Source organism: Rodentibacter myodis, from assembly GCF_001999305.1.
Taxonomy (GTDB): domain Bacteria; phylum Pseudomonadota; class Gammaproteobacteria; order Enterobacterales; family Pasteurellaceae; genus Rodentibacter; species Rodentibacter myodis.
The window spans coordinates 1-21195 of record NZ_MLHQ01000002.1 but is presented as its reverse complement, the minus strand read 5'-3'; the positions used below and the strand labels follow the sequence as shown (position 1 = coordinate 21195).

At 41.1% G+C, this 21195-nt stretch carries 21 protein-coding genes; 11 read left to right on the top strand and 10 right to left on the bottom strand.

Annotation, left to right across the window (positions count from 1 at the left end; genetic code table 11):
- The first annotated feature begins 98 nt into the window (after window positions 1-98).
- The 4 genes from rplU to cgtA all read left to right on the top strand — a co-directional run bounded on the left by rplU (window position 99) and on the right by cgtA (window position 2954).
- On the top strand, window positions 99-410 hold the full coding sequence (rplU, locus tag BKL49_RS01010) for a 50S ribosomal protein L21 (protein ID WP_077422789.1): 312 nt from the start codon (window positions 99-101) through the stop codon (window positions 408-410).
- Window positions 411-430: 20 nt separating this feature from the next.
- Entirely contained in the window at window positions 431-688 is a 258-nt protein-coding gene (gene rpmA / locus BKL49_RS01005) for a 50S ribosomal protein L27 (RefSeq protein ID WP_005626413.1), read from the top strand.
- Between the two features lie 137 nt (window positions 689-825).
- Window positions 826-1749: a DMT family transporter gene (locus BKL49_RS01000; RefSeq protein ID WP_077422788.1), complete on the top strand. Its 924-nt coding sequence runs from the start codon at window positions 826-828 to the stop codon at window positions 1747-1749.
- Between the two features lie 32 nt (window positions 1750-1781).
- Window positions 1782-2954: an Obg family GTPase CgtA gene (gene cgtA / locus BKL49_RS00995; protein WP_077422787.1), complete on the top strand. Its 1173-nt coding sequence runs from the start codon at window positions 1782-1784 to the stop codon at window positions 2952-2954.
- 64 nt (window positions 2955-3018) lie between these two features.
- Here cgtA and smpB read toward each other — a convergent pair whose 3' ends face one another.
- Window positions 3019-3501 (bottom strand): SsrA-binding protein SmpB, encoded by a 483-nt coding sequence (smpB, locus tag BKL49_RS00990; RefSeq protein WP_077422786.1) that lies wholly within the window; start codon window positions 3499-3501, stop codon window positions 3019-3021.
- Window positions 3502-3623: 122 nt separating this feature from the next.
- Window positions 3624-4337 carry a two-component system response regulator ArcA gene (arcA, locus tag BKL49_RS00985; protein ID WP_077422785.1) on the bottom strand — a complete coding sequence of 238 codons (714 nt, stop codon included), beginning with the start codon at window positions 4335-4337 and terminating at the stop codon, window positions 3624-3626.
- Between the two features lie 179 nt (window positions 4338-4516).
- Here arcA and BKL49_RS00980 point away from each other — a divergent pair, with 179 nt between their 5' ends.
- The 7 genes from BKL49_RS00980 to BKL49_RS00950 all read left to right on the top strand — a co-directional run bounded on the left by BKL49_RS00980 (window position 4517) and on the right by BKL49_RS00950 (window position 13402).
- Window positions 4517-6256, top strand: coding sequence for a protein-disulfide reductase DsbD (locus BKL49_RS00980; RefSeq protein ID WP_077422807.1), 1740 nt, complete (start codon window positions 4517-4519; stop codon window positions 6254-6256).
- A gap of 111 nt (window positions 6257-6367) precedes the next feature.
- Entirely contained in the window at window positions 6368-6769 is a 402-nt protein-coding gene (locus BKL49_RS00975) for a DoxX family protein (protein ID WP_077422784.1), read from the top strand.
- Between the two features lie 134 nt (window positions 6770-6903).
- Window positions 6904-8502: a bifunctional phosphoribosylaminoimidazolecarboxamide formyltransferase/IMP cyclohydrolase gene (gene purH / locus BKL49_RS00970; protein WP_077422783.1), complete on the top strand. Its 1599-nt coding sequence runs from the start codon at window positions 6904-6906 to the stop codon at window positions 8500-8502.
- A gap of 273 nt (window positions 8503-8775) precedes the next feature.
- Window positions 8776-10065: a phosphoribosylamine--glycine ligase gene (purD, locus tag BKL49_RS00965; RefSeq protein WP_077422782.1), complete on the top strand. Its 1290-nt coding sequence runs from the start codon at window positions 8776-8778 to the stop codon at window positions 10063-10065.
- A gap of 104 nt (window positions 10066-10169) precedes the next feature.
- Entirely contained in the window at window positions 10170-11741 is a 1572-nt protein-coding gene (locus BKL49_RS00960; protein WP_077422781.1) for a phosphoethanolamine transferase, read from the top strand.
- A 111-nt stretch (window positions 11742-11852) separates the two neighbouring features.
- The gene (gene glyA, locus BKL49_RS00955; RefSeq protein WP_077422780.1) at window positions 11853-13118 is read left to right on the top strand and encodes a serine hydroxymethyltransferase; all 1266 of its coding nucleotides are present in this window, start codon (window positions 11853-11855) and stop codon (window positions 13116-13118) included.
- The gene (locus BKL49_RS00950) at window positions 13118-13402 is read left to right on the top strand and encodes a DUF1294 domain-containing protein (protein ID WP_077422779.1); all 285 of its coding nucleotides are present in this window, start codon (window positions 13118-13120) and stop codon (window positions 13400-13402) included. Before glyA ends, BKL49_RS00950 begins: the two co-directional genes overlap by 1 nt.
- Window positions 13403-13626: 224 nt before the next feature.
- On the opposite strand, the gene secF is transcribed toward BKL49_RS00950, so the two are convergent.
- The 8 genes from secF to BKL49_RS00910 all read right to left on the bottom strand — a co-directional run.
- Window positions 13627-14601: a protein translocase subunit SecF gene (secF, locus tag BKL49_RS00945; RefSeq protein ID WP_077422778.1), complete on the bottom strand. Its 975-nt coding sequence runs from the start codon at window positions 14599-14601 to the stop codon at window positions 13627-13629.
- Window positions 14602-14612: 11 nt separating this feature from the next.
- Window positions 14613-16460 (bottom strand): protein translocase subunit SecD, encoded by a 1848-nt coding sequence (gene secD, locus BKL49_RS00940; RefSeq protein ID WP_077422777.1) that lies wholly within the window; start codon window positions 16458-16460, stop codon window positions 14613-14615.
- A gap of 23 nt (window positions 16461-16483) precedes the next feature.
- The gene (gene yajC / locus BKL49_RS00935) at window positions 16484-16777 is read right to left on the bottom strand and encodes a preprotein translocase subunit YajC (protein WP_077422776.1); all 294 of its coding nucleotides are present in this window, start codon (window positions 16775-16777) and stop codon (window positions 16484-16486) included.
- A 109-nt stretch (window positions 16778-16886) separates the two neighbouring features.
- Window positions 16887-17390, bottom strand: a complete 504-nt coding sequence (locus BKL49_RS00930; protein WP_077422775.1) for a hypothetical protein — start codon at window positions 17388-17390, stop codon at window positions 16887-16889.
- A 71-nt stretch (window positions 17391-17461) separates the two neighbouring features.
- A complete protein-coding gene (locus BKL49_RS00925) occupies window positions 17462-18262 on the bottom strand; it encodes a phospholipase effector Tle1 domain-containing protein (RefSeq protein ID WP_077422774.1) in 801 nt (266 codons plus the stop codon).
- Window positions 18259-18975, bottom strand: coding sequence for a hypothetical protein (locus tag BKL49_RS00920; protein WP_077422773.1), 717 nt, complete (start codon window positions 18973-18975; stop codon window positions 18259-18261). Before BKL49_RS00920 ends, BKL49_RS00925 begins: the two co-directional genes overlap by 4 nt.
- A gap of 39 nt (window positions 18976-19014) precedes the next feature.
- A complete protein-coding gene (locus BKL49_RS00915) occupies window positions 19015-19533 on the bottom strand; it encodes a DUF4123 domain-containing protein (RefSeq protein WP_077422772.1) in 519 nt (172 codons plus the stop codon).
- 121 nt (window positions 19534-19654) lie between these two features.
- Window positions 19655-21195 (bottom strand): type VI secretion system Vgr family protein (locus BKL49_RS00910; RefSeq protein WP_244151924.1); only part of this gene is annotated, 1541 nt, incomplete at its 5' end.

The following is a 21195-nucleotide window of genomic DNA, read 5'->3' as shown; positions in this document are numbered from 1 at the left end:
GCTATGAGATCGTTTTTTCCGTAGAATTCGCGACCTATTATTATGAATTTTGAAGTGCGGACTGCTCAGGCAGGAAAGCACAGTTAAGCGGAGTATTTATGTACGCAGTTTTCCAAAGTGGCGGTAAACAACACCGTGTAAGCGAAGGTCAAGTTATTCGTTTAGAGAAACTTGAACTAGCAACCGGCGCAACAGTCGAGTTTGATTCGGTGTTGATGGTCGTTAATGGTGAAGATGTTAAAATCGGTGCCCCGGTTGTTGCCGGTGCAAAAGTAGTGGCTGAAGTGGTTGCACAAGGTCGTGGCGAGAAAGTTAAAATCGTTAAATTCCGTCGTCGCAAACACAGTCGTAAACAACAAGGTCATCGTCAGTGGTTCACCGAAGTGAAAATCACTGGGATTCAAGCATAATTTCAGAGGAGATCAAGTAGATGGCAACTAAAAAAGCTGGTGGTTCAACTCGTAACGGTCGTGATTCTGAAGCTAAACGCCTTGGTGTTAAACGTTTCGGTGGCGAGTCCGTATTAGCAGGTAGCATTATCGTTCGTCAACGTGGTACGAAATTCCACGCCGGTAGTAACGTAGGTATGGGTAAAGACCACACCTTATTCGCAACTGCTGATGGTAAAGTTAAATTTGAAGTAAAAGGCGAAAAAAGCCGTAAATACGTAAGTATCGTTACTGAATAATTTAAAGCCTATTTGATTGAAACGCCCTGCAAATTTTGTAGGGCGTTTTATTTTTTGACATTTTCCTTGCGAATATCAGGTTACACATTTCAACATTATTATTTGAAAGCAATAGCGAAAGAAAATAGGAAAGACGTATGAAGCAGCAACCTTTGTTAGGGTTTATTTTTGCATTAATTACCGCAATGGCTTGGGGATCATTACCCATCGCATTAAAGCAGGTTTTATCGGTGATGAATGCACAAACTATCGTATGGTATCGCTTTGTGGTGGCAACGCTGGCATTGCTGTTATTGCTCGCTTATAAGAAAAAATTACCTGAATTTGTCAAAATCGGGCGATATGCTTGGTTGGTGATTATTGGTGTGCTGGGGCTTGCCGGTAATTTTTTGCTATTTAGTAGTTCACTGAATTATATTGAACCTTCTATTGCACAAATTTTTATCCATTTATCTTCCTTTGGAATGTTGATCTGCGGTGTGCTTGTATTTAAAGAGAAATTAGGGTTACACCAAAAAATCGGAATATTGCTTTTATTGCTTGGTTTGGGGCTATTTTTTAATGATCGTCTTGATGTTTTTAGCGGACTAAATCAATATTCAACCGGCGTGATATTAAGCGTAAGTGCTTCCCTTGTGTGGGTTGCTTATGGGATGGCACAAAAATTGATGTTACGTAAATTCAGTTCGCAACAAATTTTACTGATGATGTATTTTGGTTGTGCCTTGGTGTTCACCCCAATGGCTGAATTTTCACAAGTACAGTCTTTAACCCCCTTCGCACTTATCTGTTTTATTTATTGCTGTTTAAATACTTTGATCGGTTACGGTTCTTATGCGGAAGCATTAAACCGCTGGGATGTGTCAAAAGTAAGTGTTGTTGTAACACTGGTGCCATTGTTTACGATTTTGTTCTCACATCTTGCCCATCTTATTAGCCCGGCGTATTTTGCCGCACCGGAATTAAATACTGTTAGCTATCTTGGGGCGTTTATTGTAGTATGCGGGGCAATTTTATCCGCAATAGGGCATAAATTATTACTACCGCACAATGCAAAATAACATCAAGTGCGGTTAAATTTTGGAGAGTTTTGATGAAGTTTATTGATGAATCTTTAATTCGTGTAGAAGCCGGCGATGGAGGCAACGGCTGTGTCAGTTTTCGCCGGGAAAAATTCATTCCTAAAGGCGGGCCGGATGGCGGTGATGGTGGTGATGGTGGTGATGTTTATCTCATCGCTGATGAAAATCTCAATACATTGATTGATTACCGCTTCAACAAACGTTTTGCGGCAGAACGGGGCGAGAATGGACGTAGCTCGGATTGTACCGGTCGCCGTGGTAAAGATATTGTTTTGCAAGTACCGGTTGGCACACGGGCGATTGATAACGATACCAAAGAAATTCTCGGGGATTTAACCAAGCACGGGCAAAAAATGCTTGTCGCAAAAGGTGGCTATCACGGGTTGGGAAATACCCGCTTTAAATCTTCCGTAAACCGTGCACCACGTCAAAAAACTATGGGAACACCCGGTGAAAAACGTGATTTATTGTTAGAGCTTATGTTGCTTGCCGATGTGGGAATGCTTGGTTTGCCAAATGCGGGTAAATCCACCTTTATTCGAGCCGTTTCCGCCGCAAAACCTAAAGTGGCGGATTATCCCTTTACCACGTTAGTGCCAAGCCTTGGTGTGGTAAAAGTGGATGAGACACACAGCTTTGTGGTTGCCGATATTCCGGGATTGATTGAAGGTGCTGCGGAAGGTGCCGGTTTAGGGATTCGTTTCTTAAAACATTTAGAGCGTTGTCGTGTGCTGATTCACCTTGTGGATATTCAACCTATTGACGGTTCTGATCCTGCCGATAATGTGGCAATTATCGAGTCCGAATTATTCCAATATAGTGAAAAATTAGCGGAAAAACCACGTTGGTTGGTGTTCAACAAAATCGATACAATGAGCGATGAAGAAGCGGATGAACGTGCGAAAGAAATCGCAGCGCGTCTTGGTTGGGATGAAGATTATTATCTTATTTCTGCCGCGACGGGCAAAAACGTGCCGGCATTATGTCGCGATATTATGGATTTTATTGAAGCCCACCCTCGTGAAAGCGAAGAACAATCCGTTGCACCGGAAGAAGTAAAATTCAAATGGGAAGATTATCACCAAGAACAACTGGCAGGACATCAGGTTGATGAGGAGGAGGATTGGGATGATGATTGGATAAAAGAAGATGATGAAGGCATTGAGTTTATCTACAAGGCCTAATTAAATCCAACAAAAGTGCGGTCAATTTAAGTACAAAATTAACCGCACTTTTTGTTGTTAACAATCACCCACGGCGTGCATTTTTCATAATTCGTTCTTTTGCCACTTTCCATTCACGATCTTTGATGTCATCACGTTTATCGTGTTGTTTTTTACCTTTTGCCAAGCCAACTTTAATTTTTGCCCACGCACCTTTCCAATAAAGCGAAAGTGCGACAATGGTAAAACCATCACGGCTTGATTTACCAAAAAGGGATTCTAATTCCCGTTTATTGAGTAATAATTTGCGGGTACGGGTGGGATCGCACACCACGTGGGTTGATGCCAAACTTAACGGCTGAATGGTAGCACCAAATAAATAGGCTTCCCCATTTTTGAAAATAATATAGCTGTCACTAATATTGGCTTTCCCAGCACGCATTGATTTAACTTCCCAGCCTTGCAATTCAAGCCCTGCCTCAATTTCATCTTCAATGAAATAATCGTGTCTGGCGCGTTTATTTAATGCAATGGTATTTGAACCCGGTTTTATTTTTTTCTTTGTCATAATTTATGCTATCTCTAAATTTTTGCCGATTTTACCGAATATGCGTGTTGATCGCAAAGTGGCAGTAATCAAAGGCAAAAGAAAAGGCTGAATATTCAGCCTTTTGGAATTTCATTTATTTTTTATGATTCAATTTCACCACAGAAGCGATAGCCTTCTCCGTGAATCGTTGCAATCATTTCCGGTGTGTCGGGGTGATCTTCAAAACGCTTACGAATACGGCGAATGGTAACATCCACAGTACGATCTTGCGGTTTAAATTCACGGCCGGTCATTTTTTTCAATAATTCTTCACGGGTTTGTAATTTGCCCGGATTTTCACAAAAATGCACCATTGCACGAAATTCACTTCGAGGAAGTTTAAATTCTTCACCTTCCGGTGTAATTAAATTGTGACTATTCAGATCTAATGTCCAACCATTAAAACGGTAAAAATCACGTCCACCGGTATTTTCTTTGTCTTGTTGGGACATTGTGCGGTGTAATAAGTTACGCGCACGAATGGTTAATTCACGGGGATTAAATGGCTTGGTGAGGTAATCATCCGCCCCAATTTCCAAGCCTAAGATTTTATCGACTTCGTTATCACGACCGGTTAAAAAAATAAGGGGTAAATTGGCATATTCACGCAGTTCTCTCGCCAATAAAAGTCCGTTTTTACCCGGTAAATTAATATCCATTACAACAAGATCCACCGTATTAGCATTCAAAAGTTGGTGCATTTCTGTTCCGTCTTGGGCTTCAAGAACGCTGTACCCCTCTCCTTCAAAAATTCCTTTTAATGTACTGCGGGTAACGGCTTCATCTTCAACAATGAGAATTTGTGGTGCTGCCATCTTTCCATCCTTTTCTTTATTTTAGCCAACGCATATTCTAGCTTTGTAACATTACTGTAACAATGAAAAAGTGCGGTCATTTTTAAGGTTCTTTTCATTTCAATGATCTAAATCATACTTTTGAGGTTTAGATTTTCTTTATGTTAAAATCCTTTCACAAAAATTTTATGAGTTTAGCAATGAAAAATTATTTCCTTTTTTTTACCCTCATTTTTACCTCAATTTTTAGCCAAGCAGGCTTGTTTGATAATAAATCCTCTTTTTTAAATGTTGATGATGCCTTCCCCCTTTCTGCCGAAATATCCGCAGATAAAAAACAGCTTCACCTCCATTGGAATATTGCGGAAGGTTACTACCTCTACCAAGATAAGATTGAAGCCAAAAAAGAAGAGGATTCCTCATCCCTTGCGGTCAATTTTGCACAGGCAGCGGAAATCCACCAAGATCCTTACTTTGGTGAAGTAAAAGTATTTACTCAGCCTTTAGATGCGTATTTTTCCGTACCGGAATTGACTTCCGAGCAACATATTGAAGTTTCTTACCAAGGTTGCACCGAAGGTTTTTGCTATCCGCCGGAAATGAAATCCCTACGGGTGGCAGATTTACCCATTGCTTCTTTTGACGTAAAAACAGAGGAAAAATCGACCGCACTTCAAGCAGAACAAGATCGCTTGGCGGCTGGATTATTTCAAAGTAAATATGCCGTTTTGGGCTTTTTCTTATTAGGATTAGGGCTTGCCTTCACCCCTTGCGTATTGCCAATGTTGCCTCTGCTTTCTGCCATCGTGATTGGACAGCAGCACCGCCCGAATATGATGCGTGCTTTTTCGTTAAGTTTTCTTTATGTGCAGGGTATGGCACTGACTTACACTTTATTGGGGCTAACTGTTGCCGCCATTGGCTTACCATTCCAAATTGCGTTGCAACATCCTTATGTAATGATTGCACTTTCCATTGTGTTTACCCTTTTGGCATTATCAATGTTCGGGGTGTTCACCCTGCAACTCCCGACTGCTTTGCAGACTAAATTAACCTCTCTTAGCCAAAAACAAACCTCCGGTGCTTTTGGCGGAGCATTTTTGATGGGAATGATTGCAGGCTTAGTGGCATCGCCTTGCACTTCCGCACCGCTTTCAGGGGCGTTATTATATGTGGCACAAAGCGGTGATTTGATCACCGGCGCGCTCACTTTATATTTGCTTGCCTTAGGAATGGGAATTCCATTAATGCTTATCACCTTATTTGGCAACAAAATCTTGCCGAAGTCGGGCGAATGGATGATCACCGTCAAACAAAGTTTTGGCTTTGTGATGTTGGCTTTACCGGTCTTCCTGCTTTCCCGCATTTTGCCTGAAGTTTGGGAGCCTCGCCTATGGGCATTATTAGCCACCACCTTCTTTATTTGGTTTGCTTTGCAAATGCCCAAGAATGGAATCGGGCATAGTGTAAAAATTCTTGCCTTTGTTTGTGCAATGATCAGTGTTCAGCCGTTGCAAAATCTTGTGTGGCAGGATCAGTTTATTTCACAAAGTGCGGTCAAAAATACGGAAGTTTCTCATATCAAATTCCAACGTATCGAAAATTTACAGGAACTGGACGAAGCCCTTGCCCAAAATCCCCATTCCATTGCAATGCTCGATCTCTATGCGGATTGGTGTGTCGCCTGTAAAGAGTTTGAAAAATATACCTTTAGCGATGAAAAGGTACAAAACGCCTTTAAAAATCTGCTTTTACTTCAAGTGGATATGACCCAAAACAGCGTTGAAAATAAAGCGATAATGGCACGCTATCAAGTGCTTGGCTTGCCAACAATTTTATTTTTAGATCCTAGGGGAAATGAACTTTCGGGCAGCAGAGTAAGCGGATTTATGGATGCAGAAACCTTTTCTGCGTGGATAAACAAATTGAATGTGAAGTAATTATTTTTAACCAAAAGTGAAAAGTCTTTTTCAAATTTTGGCATTGTTTAACAAAATGTTAATGATTACAATCTGCCGCGTTTTTAACTCAGCTTTTAAAGGAAAACAAAAATGAATAATCTTGAAAAATTTCGTCCCTATGGTTTAGCTTTATTACGTATTGTTGCCGCGTATATGTTCATTTTGCACGGTACGGCAAAATTTTGGGAATTTCCTATTTCAATGACGGGTGGCAATGGTGCGGTGGATGCGCCTTTAATGATTGTCGGTGGCGTGATTGAAATTCTCGGCGGCGTTTTAGTCTTGTTAGGTCTATTTACACGTCCGGCAGCTTTCCTGTTATCGGGACAAATGGCGTATGCTTACTTTTTTATGCACGCGGCACAGGGCCATTTATTCTTCCCGCTTGCTAATGGTGGCGAGCTTGCATTGCTTTATTCCGTGGTCTTTTTCTATTTTGTGTTTGCCGGTGGCGGTGCATTTGCTTTAGAGAATAAATTTAGCAAAAAATAATGCCATCATCGTTTTATACCTTCATAGCCCACCGTTGTGTGGGCTTTTCTTTTTCATTCTTTTCTATGTTTACGCAACCGTTTGCGTTATAATGCGCGCCGCTTATTTTTAATCATCAATTAAGGAAAAATGTAATGACAGATCGTCCTATTCGTCAGGCTTTATTAAGTGTTTCAGATAAAACCGGTATTGTAGAATTCGCCCAAGGGTTGGTTCAACGCGGTGTGAAATTGCTTTCCACCGGAGGCACGGCAAAATTGTTAGAACAAAGCGGTTTGCCGGTTACCGAGGTGTCCGATTACACCGGTTTTCCTGAAATGATGGACGGTCGTGTGAAAACTTTACACCCGAAAGTTCACGGCGGTATTTTAGGTCGCCGCGGTACGGATGATACGGTAATGCAACAACACGGCATTGAAGGGATTGATATGGTAGTGGTGAATTTATACCCTTTTGCCGCCACCGTAGCAAAACCGGGTTGCACTTTGGCGGATGCGGTTGAAAATATTGATATTGGCGGGCCAACAATGGTGCGATCGGCGGCGAAAAACCACAAAGATGTTGCGATTATTGTCAATAATAAGGATTTCAATGCCATTCTTGCGGAAATGGATCAACATCAAAACAGCCTTACTCTCGAAACCCGTTTCGATCTTGCCATTAAAGCCTTTGAACATACCGCACAATACGATTCGATGATTGCTAACTATTTTGGCAAGTTAGTAAAACCTTATTATGTGGCAGAGGAAGAAAATGCCGATGCCAAGTGCGGTCAATTTCCACGTACTTTAAATCTGAATTTCGTGCGTAAACAAACAATGCGTTATGGCGAAAATGCCCACCAAAATGCGGCGTTTTATGTGGATCTCAACGTAAATGAAGCCAGTGTGGCGACAGCAACCCAATTACAAGGTAAAGCCCTTTCTTACAACAATATTGCAGATACCGATGCAGCACTCGAATGCGTGAAAGAATTTGATGAGCCGGCTTGTGTGATTGTTAAGCACGCCAATCCGTGCGGTGTGGCATTAGGCAAAGATATTTTAGAAGCCTACAATCGTGCCTATCAAACCGATCCCACTTCGGCATTTGGCGGTATTATTGCCTTTAACCGTGAATTAGATGAACAAACCGCAACTGAAATTGTAGAACGTCAGTTTGTTGAAGTGATTATCGCACCAAAAGTCTCTGCGACGGCTGCGGAAGTGGTAAAACGTAAGAAAAATGTGCGGCTGCTTGAATGTGGCGAATGGGATAGCCGTTCTCAACGGTTAGATTTTAAACGGGTAAATGGCGGTTTATTGGTACAAGACGCCGATTTAGGAATGGTGGATTTAGCGGATTTAAAAGTTGTCAGCAAACGCCAACCGACCGAACAAGAACTTAAAGACTTATTATTCTGCTGGAAAGTGGCGAAATTTGTGAAATCCAACGCCATTGTTTATGCCAAAAATAATCAAACCATCGGTATTGGCGCAGGGCAAATGAGCCGTGTTTATTCCGCCAAAATTGCCGGTATCAAAGCACAGGATGAAGGTTTGGAAGTCGCAGGTTGTGTAATGGCTTCCGATGCCTTTTTCCCATTCCGTGACGGCATTGACGCGGCGGCGAAAGTAGGTATTCAGTGTGTTATCCACCCGGGCGGTTCAATGCGTGATCAAGAGGTAATTGATGCGGCAGATGAGCATGGAATGGTAATGGTGTTGACGGGAATGCGTCATTTCAGACATTAAATATGAGGGTGTTTCGCTCTTTCAATTTTTGAAAGAGCAAGTTCATTTTCTTTGATTTAAAGTGCGGTTAAAATTTTAGATATTCTTATATCTTAAAAATATTGTTAAAACTAACCGCACTTTTCAAATGATATGCTGATTAATTCGGGCGTATTTTCTTTGCCTAGTTTCTTTTTACACAGGTAAAAGAAAGTAGATCGCTTTCAGGCGAACCCCGAATAAAATCAAAAAAACACTTTTGATAAACACAACATAAACATTATAAGGATCATTATGAATATTTTAATTATCGGAAATGGCGGTCGTGAACACGCCCTCGCTTGGAAAGCGGCACAATCCCCCCTTGCTACGAAAGTGTTTGTTGCTCCCGGTAATGCTGGCACGGCGTTAGAAAATAAAGTTGAAAATATCAACATCGCAGCGACAGATATTCCTGCCTTAGTGAAATTTGCCCAAGATCATCAAATTGGCTTAACCATTGTCGGGCCGGAAGCCCCATTAGTAGCAGGCGTGGTAGATGCTTTCCGTGCTGCCGGATTAAAAATTTTTGGCCCAACGCAAGCAGCCGCACAGTTGGAAGGTTCTAAAGCATTCACCAAAGATTTTTTAGCCCGTCATCATATTCCAACGGCAGAATATCAAAACTTTACCGAGATCGAACCGGCACTCGCCTATTTGCGTGAAAAAGGTGCGCCAATTGTAGTGAAAGCCGATGGCTTGGCAGCAGGAAAAGGCGTTATTGTCGCGATGACCTTACAGGAAGCGGAAGAGGCGGTGCGTGATATGCTATCGGGTAATGCCTTTGGTGAAGCGGGTAGCCGTGTCGTCATTGAGGAATTTTTGGACGGTGAAGAAGCCAGCTTTATTGTAATGGTGGACGGAAAAAACGTAGAGCCAATGGCAACCAGTCAAGATCATAAGCGTGTAGGCGAAAAAGATACCGGTTTAAACACCGGCGGAATGGGGGCTTATTCACCGGCACCGGTGGTAACACCTGAAATCCACGAACGTATTATGCAAGAAGTAATTTACCCGACTGTGAACGGTATGGCGGCAGAAGGCAATGTTTACACCGGTTTTCTTTACGCCGGTTTAATGATAATGCCAAACGGTCAGCCGAAAGTGATTGAATTTAACTGCCGTTTCGGTGATCCGGAAACACAACCGATTATGTTGCGCCTTGAATCCGATCTGGTAGAACTTTGTCTCAAGGCTTGTGAAGGTAAACTGGATCAAGTGAAATCACAATGGAACCCGAAAGCCTCCCTTGGTATTGTCTTGGCGGCAGAAGGCTATCCGGGTGATTATAGAAAAGGTGATGAAATTACAGGCTTGCCACAAAGTGCGGTCGAAAATGAAAAAGTTTTTTTAGCCGGCGTGGAAGCAAAAGAAGGAAAATTAGTTACTAACGGTGGGCGTGTACTATGTGCTACGGCATTGGGTGAAAGCGTGTTCGAGGCACAACAAAAAGCCCTAAAACTTGCCGAACAAATTCAATGGACAGGGCGTTTTTACCGCCGTGATATTGGTTATCGTGCCGTTATGCGTGAACAAGCAGAATAGCCTTGCGAGAGATAAATCACACGCAATGAATTGTGATTTATCTCTTTATCAAAATAAATTAGAATAATGCCCCTCAATTTAATGCTAATGAAGAAATACCATTTATGCGACAGCTTATTATTACTTTACTTTATTCCGCTATTCTTCTTGTCTTAGAAATTCTTTATCGAAAACTCTTTAATATTCCAAGTATAGAAAAATATTTTGAGAGTTATCTTTTTATCGGATTATTTGTTTGCTTATTTCTTTATTCAAAATATCGCGTTACACGAATACTTATTGCTGTGTTATTTACGATAAGTATTTTGGTCAATAACGTACATTATGCGTTATACCAATCTTGGATAAATCCGGTTAGTTATGCTTTAGCATTTAAAGAACTAACAGAAGTTAAAAATGCCGGCATTACAATGGTGGATCAGTTTATTTATCCGCTTTTGTATGGTTTGATTGAAGTGGTTTTCTTTTTAAGTTTAACGCTTTTTAAACGGAAAAATTATAAGTATTCTTGGCTATTTGACTTTCTTTTTTATATCTCAATGATGTATGTGTTTGTACGGGCTTACACGACAAAATCTCATGAACGCTTTATCTCACCAAACACCGTTTACTCAAGATTAAAATCAAATTATTTCTCTTTTGGTTATTTTGTCGGAAGAATATTACCTTATGACATCTTTTCTTTGTCTGATATTCCGCTTTATCAAAAAAATAAACCTAATAAAATAGAAAAACCAAGGCTCAAAAATATTATTCTCATTATGGGAGAAAGTGCCTCCGCCGGCCATTTTAGTGTCTTTGGTTATGAAAGAAATACATCGCCCTTCTTGTTATCTTTGAAAAACACCAATAATGCTGTTGTGGGAAAAGCCTATTCAGGCGGATTATTAACAGCAATTTCTTTACCAATGTTCTTTAATAACATTCCTTATCCAAATGGAATGCAACAAATTGCAAAAGGCGATACCAATTTATTCAATTTAGCCAAAGAGCAAGGGTTTAAAACCTATTTTTATTCAGCGCAAGCAAGAGATGATATGCATATGATTAATTTTTTAGGCGGTGCTTGGGTTGATAAAATAAGATTTCCTGACGATGAAGGCTATTCATTAAGAGAATCAATGCCTGATAATAAATTATTGCCTGAATTTGAACGTATTAATTTAGATGAAGGATATAATTTTGTTGTATTACATCATAGAGGAAGCCATATTCCTTATGGTGCATTATTAGATGATACGCAAAAAATATTTGGAAAAGATAATCCAATAGATAATTATGATAATACGATTTTAAATACAGATAATTTTATTTCACAAGTTTATCATTATCTATCTCAAAGAAATAAAGATGATTGGTTAATTGCCTACACATCAGATCACGGTCAATATGTAAAACCCAATACTTATCGACAAGGAACATTCAATGAAGATGAATATACTGTTCCTTTGGTTTTATACAGCCCAAATAAAGAAATGCAAAAAACATTTTTCGATACTTTTTCATCTTGTGATATGTTCTTTCATCATCAATTATCCGGTTTACTCATTAATACAATGGGATATGATTATCCAATTCCTGATTGTAAAAGTGGTGTCGTAAATGGAAATATTTTAACCGGTGATGCCGGCTATCTTAAAATTGATGCGGACGGTAAACAAGAATATATCCATTAAATGATGAATTAAATTAATCATTAAGATGAAAAATATGAACTAAATTTTAATTAAACTTTATTCCATAAACGGGTAAACTACCCCCACAGCTCACAATAACAGGAGAACACAATGTTTAGCAAAAAAATGACAATTGCCGATTACGATCCGGTGCTATGGCAGGCAATTTTGGATGAAAATCGCCGTCAGGAAGAACATATTGAATTGATTGCTTCCGAAAACTATGCCAGTCCGCGTGTAATGGAAGCACAAGGTTCGCAATTTACCAATAAATATGCCGAAGGTTATCCGGGCAAACGCTACTACGGTGGTTGCGAGTATGCAGACATTGTGGAACAGCTTGCGATTGATCGTGCTAAAGAATTATTTGGCGCAGATTATGCAAACGTGCAACCTCATTCGGGTTCGCAAGCCAATGCTGCCGTTTATGGCGCGTTAATTAATGCCGGTGATACCATTCTGGGAATGGATTTGGCACACGGTGGGCATTTAACACACGGGGCGAAGGTGAGTTTCTCCGGTAAAATTTATAATTCGGTGCTTTATGGCATCACTGCCGATGGCTTAATTGACTACGAAGATGTACGTCAAAAAGCCTTGGAATGTAAACCCAAAATGATTGTCGCAGGTTTCTCTGCCTATTCACAAGTGGTGGATTGGGCAAAAATGCGTGAGATCGCAGATGAAGTGGGCGCGTATTTATTTGTCGATATGGCACACGTGGCAGGTTTAATCGCCGCAGGTTTATATCCAAATCCATTACCACACGCTCACGTGGTAACCACAACAACGCATAAAACCTTAGGCGGTCCGCGTGGTGGTTTAATTCTTTCCTCTTGTGGTGATGAAGAAATTTACAAAAAATTGCAATCTTCCGTCTTCCCTGCAAACCAAGGTGGCCCGTTAGTTCACATTATTGCGGCGAAAGCGGTATGCTTTAAAGAAGCGTTAGAGCCAGAATATAAGGTATATCAGGCAAATGTCCTTCAAAATGCCAAAGCAATGGTGGAAGTATTCAAACAACGTGGTTATGACGTGGTGTCAAATGGTACGGAAAATCACTTGTTCCTTGTTAGTTTCATCAAACAAGGCTTAACCGGAAAGGCTGCAGATGCAGCGTTAGGTCGTGCCAATATTACCGTGAACAAAAACTCTGTACCGAATGATCCGCAAAAACCATTTGTTACCTCGGGAATTCGTGTCGGCACACCGGCGGTAACCCGTCGTGGCTTTAATGAGCAAGACTGCCGTAAATTGGCAGGTTGGATGTGTGATGTACTTGATGCCATCGGAAAAGATAACGAAGAGCAGGTTATTGCAGCAACCAAAGAAAAAGTATTGGCAATTTGTAAACGTCTTCCTGTTTACCCTGCATAATGCTTTTCTTCCTGTTTATTTTATGGTTAGCGGCGGTGAATATCGCCGCTTATTTTTTGATGTGGAAAGATAAAATCCGTGCCATACATCACAAATGGCGTATTCCGGAAAAGACCTTTTTCTTCTTGTGCTTTCTTGGTGGCTTTATGGGCGTGCATTGTGCAATGGAACGCTTCCGCCATAAAACCCAACATTTCAGTTTTAAACTGATGATTGCCATCAGTGCATTTTGGTGGGTGGTAGGATTACCTTGTTTATTGCTTTATTTCTATAAAGTGCGGTAGATTTTTGGCGATTTTTCGCCATTATATAAGAGGTGCATAATGACGAATTTTTCGGAAAAGTAGGGACGTTATTTTTTCTTTGTGTATTACATAATACCGACTATTTTTCATTGTACATCTGAGTATTTAAGCAAAGATTATTGAAATTAGATAAAAGAAAAGGCAGTTTGAGCTGCCTTTCGTTTAATAAAAAATCCGGTAAAATTTGACCGCACTTTTATTCATTATGGCAGATCGTCCACTTCTTTATCTACTTTGGGTGGGATCATATGTTCACGTCTTAATCCCACGTCATAGGCAATCGCAATCGCGATAAAGATGGAAGAATACGTACCAAACCCAATCCCTACAAGCAATGCTAATGAGAAGTTGTGAATAGACGGCCCGCCAAAGAAGAACAATGCGATGACGACAATTAAGGTGGTTGCCGAAGTCATAATTGTTCTTGATAAAGTTTGTGTGAGGGAAATATCAATAATATCAATCGTATCTAAACGGCGAATTTTGCGGAAGTTTTCACGCACGCGGTCAAATACTACGATACTATCGTTAATCGAATAACCCACAACGGAAAGAATTGCCGCAACGAAAGTGAGATCCATTTCAACTTGCAAAGCGGAGAACACACCTAATGTAATCACCACATCGTGTGCCAGAGAGGCTATCCCGCCCAAACCTAAACGCCATTCAAAACGTGATCCCACGTAAATTAGCATCATCGCCAAGGTGGCTAAGGTGGCATAAACAGCCCCTTGTGCCAATTCTTCCCCGACATTTGGCCCTACGAATTCAATACTTTTAATATGAATGGAAGGATCAAGTTCCATTAGCATTGCTTTAACACGATCGCCAATAGTCGCATCATTATCTGCCGCCGGTAAGCGAATCATTACATCTTGTACCGAACCGGTGGTTTGCACGATTGGACTTTCAATACCGTGTTCTTTCAACTTACCACGGATTTGTTCAAGATTTGCCGACTGAGAAAAGTGGGTATCGAATACCACCCCTCCGGTAAAATCCAAGCCCCAGTTAAAACCTTTGGTTACAATAAAAAACATTGAAATCGCCATTAAAAGGGCTGAAACAAGATAACCCCATTTGCGAATTTTCATAAACTCTGCCAATGGGAACGGCAGTTTAATCCCGTTAATTTCTTTGATGAGATGTCCGTCTTTATCTCTTGCAAAAAGTGCCATAGTCACCTCAATTAAATAGAAAGTTTTTCAACACGTCTACCGCCGTAGATCGCATTGACTAATGCCCGTGTTCCGGTAATCGCCGTAAACATTGAAATTGCTACCCCTAATGAAAGGGTGATCGCAAAGCCTTGAATTGGGCCTGTTCCTACGGCGTAAAGAATAATTGCCGTTAAGATAGTGGTTAAATTCGCATCAAAAATAGAAGTGAACGCACCGTTATAACCTTCATTAATCGCTTGTTGAACAGGGCGGCCATTACGAATTTCTTCTTTAATCCGTTCAAAAATCAAGACGTTGGCATCCACCGACATCCCAAGGGTAAGAACAATACCGGCAATCCCCGGCATAGAGAGGGTTGCCCCCGGAAGAATCGACATTAATCCCACTAATAAAACAATGTTAATCACCATCGCAAGGCTTGCGATAATGCCGAACAATTTATAGTAGAACAACATAAACACGATAACGGCAATCAAGCCCCAAAAACTCGCATTCATCCCTTGCTCCACATTTTGCGCCCCTAGTGATGGGCCGATTGTGCGTTCTTCAACAATTTGAACCGGCGCAATTAATGCCCCTGATTTCAACAATGTGGAAAGGTTATTGGCTTCCGCCATACTGCCCACGCCGGTAATTTGGAAGTTTGCCCCAAAGCGTGCTTGAATTGTGGCGACATTAATCACTTCTTCACTTTTCTCAAGAATGGTTTTGCCATTCTCATCTTTTTTACCGTTGTCTTTATATTCCACATAAAGGGTTGCCATTGGTTTTTTATAGTATTTTTTCGTGAGCTGGGACATTTGTTCGCCCCCCTCACTATCCAAGGTAACACTAACCTGTGGCGTACCCGATTGTTGATCCAAGGCTGCACTTGAGTTGATAATGTGTTCTCCGCCTAAAGAAGGGCGTTTTAACAACACAACCGGATTGCCTTGACGATCATATTTCAGTTCCGAATCGGCAGGAAGAATACCGCGGGCTGCGGCTTCTGCATTCACTGTCGGATTCACCATTCGGAATTCGAGGGTTGCCGTTGCGCCAAGAATTTCTTTGGCTCGTGCCGTATCCTGCACGCCCGGCAATTCAATTACGATACGCTCTGCACCTTGACGTTGAATTACCGCTTCCGCGACACCTAATTCCGCAACACGTTTACGCAAAATGGTGAGATTTTGTTCGATAGCCAAATCGCGTGCTTCATTCAGTGCCGTAGTCGAAAGTGATAAATGCAAGGTATCATCAGAATCGGTAACATCTAAAGTAGGATGTGCCTGACGAATAATGCGGGCGGCTTTTGACAGTTGGTCAGGATTGGCAAGGGTAACGCTTGTACCAAAATTATCGGCATTTTTAATGCCGGTATATTGAATTTTTTCTTTACGAAGTTCGTTACGCAGCGTGTCTTGTAATTGTTCCTGACGTTTTGCCAAAGCGGAATTCATATCCACTTCCATCAAAAAACGAACACCACCACGCAAGTCTAACCCCCATTTCATAGGGTTTGCACCAATACTGCTTAACCAAGCCGGTGTTGCCGGAGCAAGGTTTAATGCAGTCGTGTAATTATTGCCTAGTTTTTCGGCAATTTTATCTTTGGCTAAAAGTTGATCATCCGTATTGTTGAAACGTGCCAAAATCGAGCCTTGTTCTAAAACAATCGATTTAGTCGGAAGATTATTGCTTTTTAAGACTTCTTGAACCAGCCCTAATGTCGTGGTATTGGCTTGTTGTCCTCGTGTACCGGAAATTTGTACCGCAGGATCTTCACCATAAATATTTGGAAGAGAGTATAAAACACCAATGGCGACCACAAGGATCACCATTAGATTCTTCCATAATGGGTAACGATTTAACATAGTTTTCCCTTAGGAATGAAGGATTAGAGTGTTTTTACAGAACCTTTCGGCAGAATGGTTACAATATAATTACGGTTAATTGTGACTTCTGTCGTATCGTTCAATGCGATCACAACCGTATTATTATCTTCAATCACTTTTGTGATTTTTCCCATTAAACCGCCACCGGTTAAGACTTCTGTACCTTTGGCTAATTCGGACATTAATTTTTTATGTTCTTTATTACGTTTCGCTTGCGGACGATAAATCATAAAGTAAAAAATTAAACCGAAAATCACGAAGATAAATAAGGTGGACATTGGGCTTTGTGCTTCCATTGAGAGTTTCCTTTTGAGTTAAATTTAAGTTGAAAATTGGGCGGTAAAATATCACAAATCAGGCAAAATGTGAAAATTATATTGATTTAGTCATAATGTTGATCGCAACTTAAACCTTTTCAACCGCCTTATTCGTATTATTTTTAAATACTTCCCGTTTATAAACAGAATTCCGTCCAACTAATCTCGGCGGGTTTGAAATACTCTCGGCAATACCATTTACTAATCGATTCATCAATCCTAACGGAGCCGGAGTATTTAATTCAACTGAAGTAATTGCTGCTGAATTATGCCCATATCTCCCTAAAATTTTCATGTGAATTCGACTACGAGTCTCCTGAAATTCACTTGTTTCCCCATTAGAAACTATTTCTCCCTGCATAAGATAATCTTTTAATTCACTTAAATTATGTACCGCTTGCTCATAATAGGCTTGCATTTCAGTTGTCCAGTTTTCAGGTCGAATTAAATCGGGATAAACTTCCTCAATGGGTTTTAATGGCACATCAATATCTGGTCTCACGGCTAAATGATGAATCGCCGCTAATGCCACATTTTGCAAATCATCACTGACTTTACGTGTCGCTTTACAATGGGCGGGAATAGCCTTCATCGTGGCACGCTCAATGCGTCCCGAAGAACAAGTCCACCCGCCCTCAATTACTGCATCATGAGGTTGAGTATTCAGTTGCTGTTGATAAGCAATTTATCTTGTAAAACGGCGACTTGTTCCACTTCTTCTTTCTTATAACCACCTCCCACATCGGAATGTGCACCAATAAATTGATAAGTTAAGCCCGCTCCTTCTGTATCTGAGAGAGGAAAATTTTTACGGTATTCGTCCATTGCAATAAAATGCACAATGGTTTCCGCACTTTGTGGATAAAGGTTAAAATTATAGGGAATAAAGTCTTTTGATGAGGGCGTTTTTCCTCTAATTTCATAAAAAATAGTATCGGATTCAGTTACATCATCATGCTGCGGCTTCCAGTTAATATCGTTACCGGCAAGACCGAAAGAGCCGACGGTGTCAAATAAGCCGACAAAGCGGATTTTAACCCCTCTCACTAATAATCTTTCATCTCTATACAATGTATTGATAAAGTCTCGAGCCGTTGCTGCACCACGGCTAAAACCAAATACATCGATTTCTCGACGGTATTCATTAAGTGGATATTTATCTAAAATATCAATTAATTGCGCAATCGCTAATCGAATTCGTCTTCCACCCTGCGAACCTGCCGCAAGTCCACCAAGATAATCCTCTTTCCCTTGGTTAGTTCCTACACCTTCAATATAGATCGAGCGGATAACGATTTCGCATTCGGTTACTTTACGCCCTTTAATCACTTCACCATCACGATACAAACGGAATAATTTACCAATATTACTAATGCTGTTATCACTCCGTCCGGCTTCATCATTAAAAAGATTATTCCCCGTACCATCAAAAAACACGCCGACGCGAATTACTTGACAGGTCATTTTAAGCGCCCTCCTTGATAAACTTTATCAAAATATTCTTTCAAGGGGTTATCCTGTGTCTTTTGTTTTTTAAAATCCTTATCAAAATCCGGTACATCTCGGGTTAAACGAGGCATGGTTTCCATTACCGAACGCAAACTCCAATTATTATATTGATAACCAATAAGATCGAATTCCCAACCTAACACTTCAAAAAGCAGATAATCTAAAATTGCACTTAACGGCGTATCCGCTCTCCCTTTTTTTATTCGTTCGGTAATAAAGTTAAATTTTGGATTCTGTTCGAAATCCGTACCAATAATGGCGCAGATTAATGCCATAGTTTCTAGCGTGTCTCTTTGGCTTTTCGGATAAAACTTTTTGGCAATGCCATCCACTTTTTCCAACCACGCCCGTTTAAATGCCGTATCCTTATCTTGCCAAAAGCCCGGATAGGTAATATCTAATAATTGTGCGATTTCATCATACATTTTAAGTATGTTATGGCGTTTAATACTATTCCACTCTTCTTCACTTAATTGATATAAGTTATTGGGGTCAAACACGGTGGTCTCCTTGATGTCATTGTTTTGTGATTCGGGTAAGCATTGATAGGTAATTTCAGGGCATAAACGCCCTTGATAAAATTGTTCGCTAAATGAGGGCTGTTCCTTTTCACAACCCAATAGGCTTAATGCGCATAGCCCCAGTATGATTTTTTTTGCGGTTTTCATGTCATGATTCTCCAAAGTGCGGTCGTTTTTCTCAATGTTTTATAAGGTATTAACATCTAATTGCACAACTTCAGTAAATTCAATGCTTTCTTCTAAAGAAAATGAATATTTTTTGTAAGTGAGCCGGTCTTTCTGTATGTTTTGAAAGTAAAAGGCTGTGTTTCCTTCAAATAAAAAGGCTTTAGCTTGAAGCGGAAGATGTTCTAAAAAATTATCAAATAAGCGAATATCAAAGAAACGGCGTAAGTAAGGTTTATTATCAGGCCCTCGAACATGATAAAAACGGGCTAATTTTTTAACTAATTCATTTAAAGTAAGTTCTGACGAAATATAGAGTGCAGTAGAAAAATCTTTTCCGGTCAACAATTCAGTCGTAATATCTTTATTTTTCGATTTATCCAATTCAATAAGATAAGGAATAGCTTCTGCAATAGGCTCATAACCATAACGATAAAGCGGTTCAAAAGGTAAATTCCAATAATCTAATTCAAGCCATACTTTAGGAATCAGTGCAGCATCAAATAATCCATATAATGTTATAATACTTTTTATCGACATCTAATTCTCCTTTTCCTGTTTCCATTTTAGACAATCCATACATGACGGTGTCCCCTCTTGTGCCGAGAGCTTTAAGGTTTCAACCATTTCTGGGTCGCCACTCTCCATCGCCAACTCTCCCTCAACATACACATCCCCCCACCAAGGTGATGCCTTCCCGGTCGATGATTATCGAACCTCCCGGGCCGCTAATTTCTACCGTTTCATAACCCTCTAAGTCAAACTCTTCGCAGATTTGCTCAAGCAGTTCCCCCGCATGCCAGCTGCCGTTTTGCGCAACTTCAATGTTTAATTCGTTGCCGACGTGGATAATGGTGTCGCCATGTACATTCACATAGCGGCTGTTGTTGACGTTGAGTATGTCATCTTTTTCAATTTTGGTGATACGGTTGCGTCCGATGTTTCGGGTTTGGTCTCGGTTGATGGTGAGGGCTTCGTCCTGTGCCACCGTTTCCGTGCGGTTGTTGCCGATGTTGAGGGTTTCATTCCGGTTAACTTGTTCGGTACGGTCATTACCTATTTGAGTTGTTTCATCTTGTTTGACGATATGGTTGAGGTCTTTTTCGGCGTGGATAAAAATCTCTTCTTGGCCTTTTTCGTCTTCAAAACGCAATTCATTAAACCCGTTACCCTTGTGGCTTTTGGATTTGATTGTGGTGCGGGTTTTGTGTTCGGGCAATGTGTAAGGCGGTTCGGTGGTGCTGTGGTAGGTGCGTCCGATAACGATAGGGTGGTCCGGGTCGCCGTGTAGATATTTCACCAGCACTTCATCTCCAATTCGCGGTATCATCATATTGCCGTATTGCGCCCCCGCCCAGCCTTGTACTACTCGTATCCAGCAAGAGCTGTGTTCATCAAAGTTGCCTTGTCTATCCCAGGGGAATTGCAGTTTCACTCTGCCCCATTCGTCACAATAGATTTCTTCTCCCTGTGGCCCCGCTACATGGGCGACTTGTGCCCCCCGTATTATCGGGCGCGGCTTTTGGGGACTGCGCCAAGGTTTATGATGGGGAATAAGAAAGAGGTGGTTTTCATAACGGTTGCCTGTCTCTCCCGCTTCTTCCTCAAGAACACCTGTTTGATAACCTTGATGTTCTACCCGTACCACCAGCCAGTCTTGATTAAAAGCACCGGTGTGATGTCCTTCCAGGGTAAAACCATAGCCCGGGATAACCCGCATATCATCGCCACAGGCGCGGGCGGTTTCGGAAAGCGCAAGCTCGGCTTCTAAACGGTAAAGACTGAAAGGACGTCCTTGTTCATCCCGTTTATATCGACCGGGGTAATCATATTTTTCATAATCAGGAGAAGGCGAAGAAGTAGAAGACGCTGAAAGAGAAGAAACATCCGCAGAATTGACCGCACTTTGAGAGGGGATTGGGGAAGAATTATGCTGATGTTCAAGGTGGTAGTTCGGATTTAAGAAGGTGTAATCCCGGAGGGTTTGGCGGGTGATTGTCAGTTTTCGGCTATACTCAAACTGCCATAAACAGGCAAAATGACGGTCGCCTGCGGGGGTGGCGTTATAGGTCAGCGTGCCTAAAACCGGGGATGCGGTACTTCGATGACCAAAACGCAATGTATGCCGGTCAGGATGGTGGTCAAAATAATAATACCAACCTTCTTCTGCCGCCAAACGTTCAATAAAGGCAAAATCCGTTT

Bases quoted from the DNA above. Each gene is read 5' to 3' on its own strand.
- rplU (WP_077422789.1), top strand. From the start codon at position 99: ATGTACGCAGTTTTCCAAAGTGGCGGTAAACAACACCGTGTAAGCGAA.
- rpmA (WP_005626413.1), top strand. From the start codon at position 431: ATGGCAACTAAAAAAGCTGGTGGTTCAACTCGTAACGGTCGTGATTCT.
- BKL49_RS01000 (WP_077422788.1), top strand. From the start codon at position 826: ATGAAGCAGCAACCTTTGTTAGGGTTTATTTTTGCATTAATTACCGCA.
- cgtA (WP_077422787.1), top strand. From the start codon at position 1,782: ATGAAGTTTATTGATGAATCTTTAATTCGTGTAGAAGCCGGCGATGGA.
- smpB (WP_077422786.1), bottom strand. From the start codon at position 3,501: ATGACAAAGAAAAAAATAAAACCGGGTTCAAATACCATTGCATTAAAT.
- arcA (WP_077422785.1), bottom strand. From the start codon at position 4,337: ATGGCAGCACCACAAATTCTCATTGTTGAAGATGAAGCCGTTACCCGC.
- BKL49_RS00980 (WP_077422807.1), top strand. From the start codon at position 4,517: ATGAAAAATTATTTCCTTTTTTTTACCCTCATTTTTACCTCAATTTTT.
- BKL49_RS00975 (WP_077422784.1), top strand. From the start codon at position 6,368: ATGAATAATCTTGAAAAATTTCGTCCCTATGGTTTAGCTTTATTACGT.
- purH (WP_077422783.1), top strand. From the start codon at position 6,904: ATGACAGATCGTCCTATTCGTCAGGCTTTATTAAGTGTTTCAGATAAA.
- purD (WP_077422782.1), top strand. From the start codon at position 8,776: ATGAATATTTTAATTATCGGAAATGGCGGTCGTGAACACGCCCTCGCT.
- BKL49_RS00960 (WP_077422781.1), top strand. From the start codon at position 10,170: ATGCGACAGCTTATTATTACTTTACTTTATTCCGCTATTCTTCTTGTC.
- glyA (WP_077422780.1), top strand. From the start codon at position 11,853: ATGTTTAGCAAAAAAATGACAATTGCCGATTACGATCCGGTGCTATGG.
- BKL49_RS00950 (WP_077422779.1), top strand. From the start codon at position 13,118: ATGCTTTTCTTCCTGTTTATTTTATGGTTAGCGGCGGTGAATATCGCC.
- secF (WP_077422778.1), bottom strand. From the start codon at position 14,601: ATGGCACTTTTTGCAAGAGATAAAGACGGACATCTCATCAAAGAAATT.
- secD (WP_077422777.1), bottom strand. From the start codon at position 16,460: ATGTTAAATCGTTACCCATTATGGAAGAATCTAATGGTGATCCTTGTG.
- yajC (WP_077422776.1), bottom strand. From the start codon at position 16,777: ATGGAAGCACAAAGCCCAATGTCCACCTTATTTATCTTCGTGATTTTC.
- BKL49_RS00930 (WP_077422775.1), bottom strand. From the start codon at position 17,390: ATGAAGGCTATTCCCGCCCATTGTAAAGCGACACGTAAAGTCAGTGAT.
- BKL49_RS00925 (WP_077422774.1), bottom strand. From the start codon at position 18,262: ATGACCTGTCAAGTAATTCGCGTCGGCGTGTTTTTTGATGGTACGGGG.
- BKL49_RS00920 (WP_077422773.1), bottom strand. From the start codon at position 18,975: ATGAAAACCGCAAAAAAAATCATACTGGGGCTATGCGCATTAAGCCTA.
- BKL49_RS00915 (WP_077422772.1), bottom strand. From the start codon at position 19,533: ATGTCGATAAAAAGTATTATAACATTATATGGATTATTTGATGCTGCA.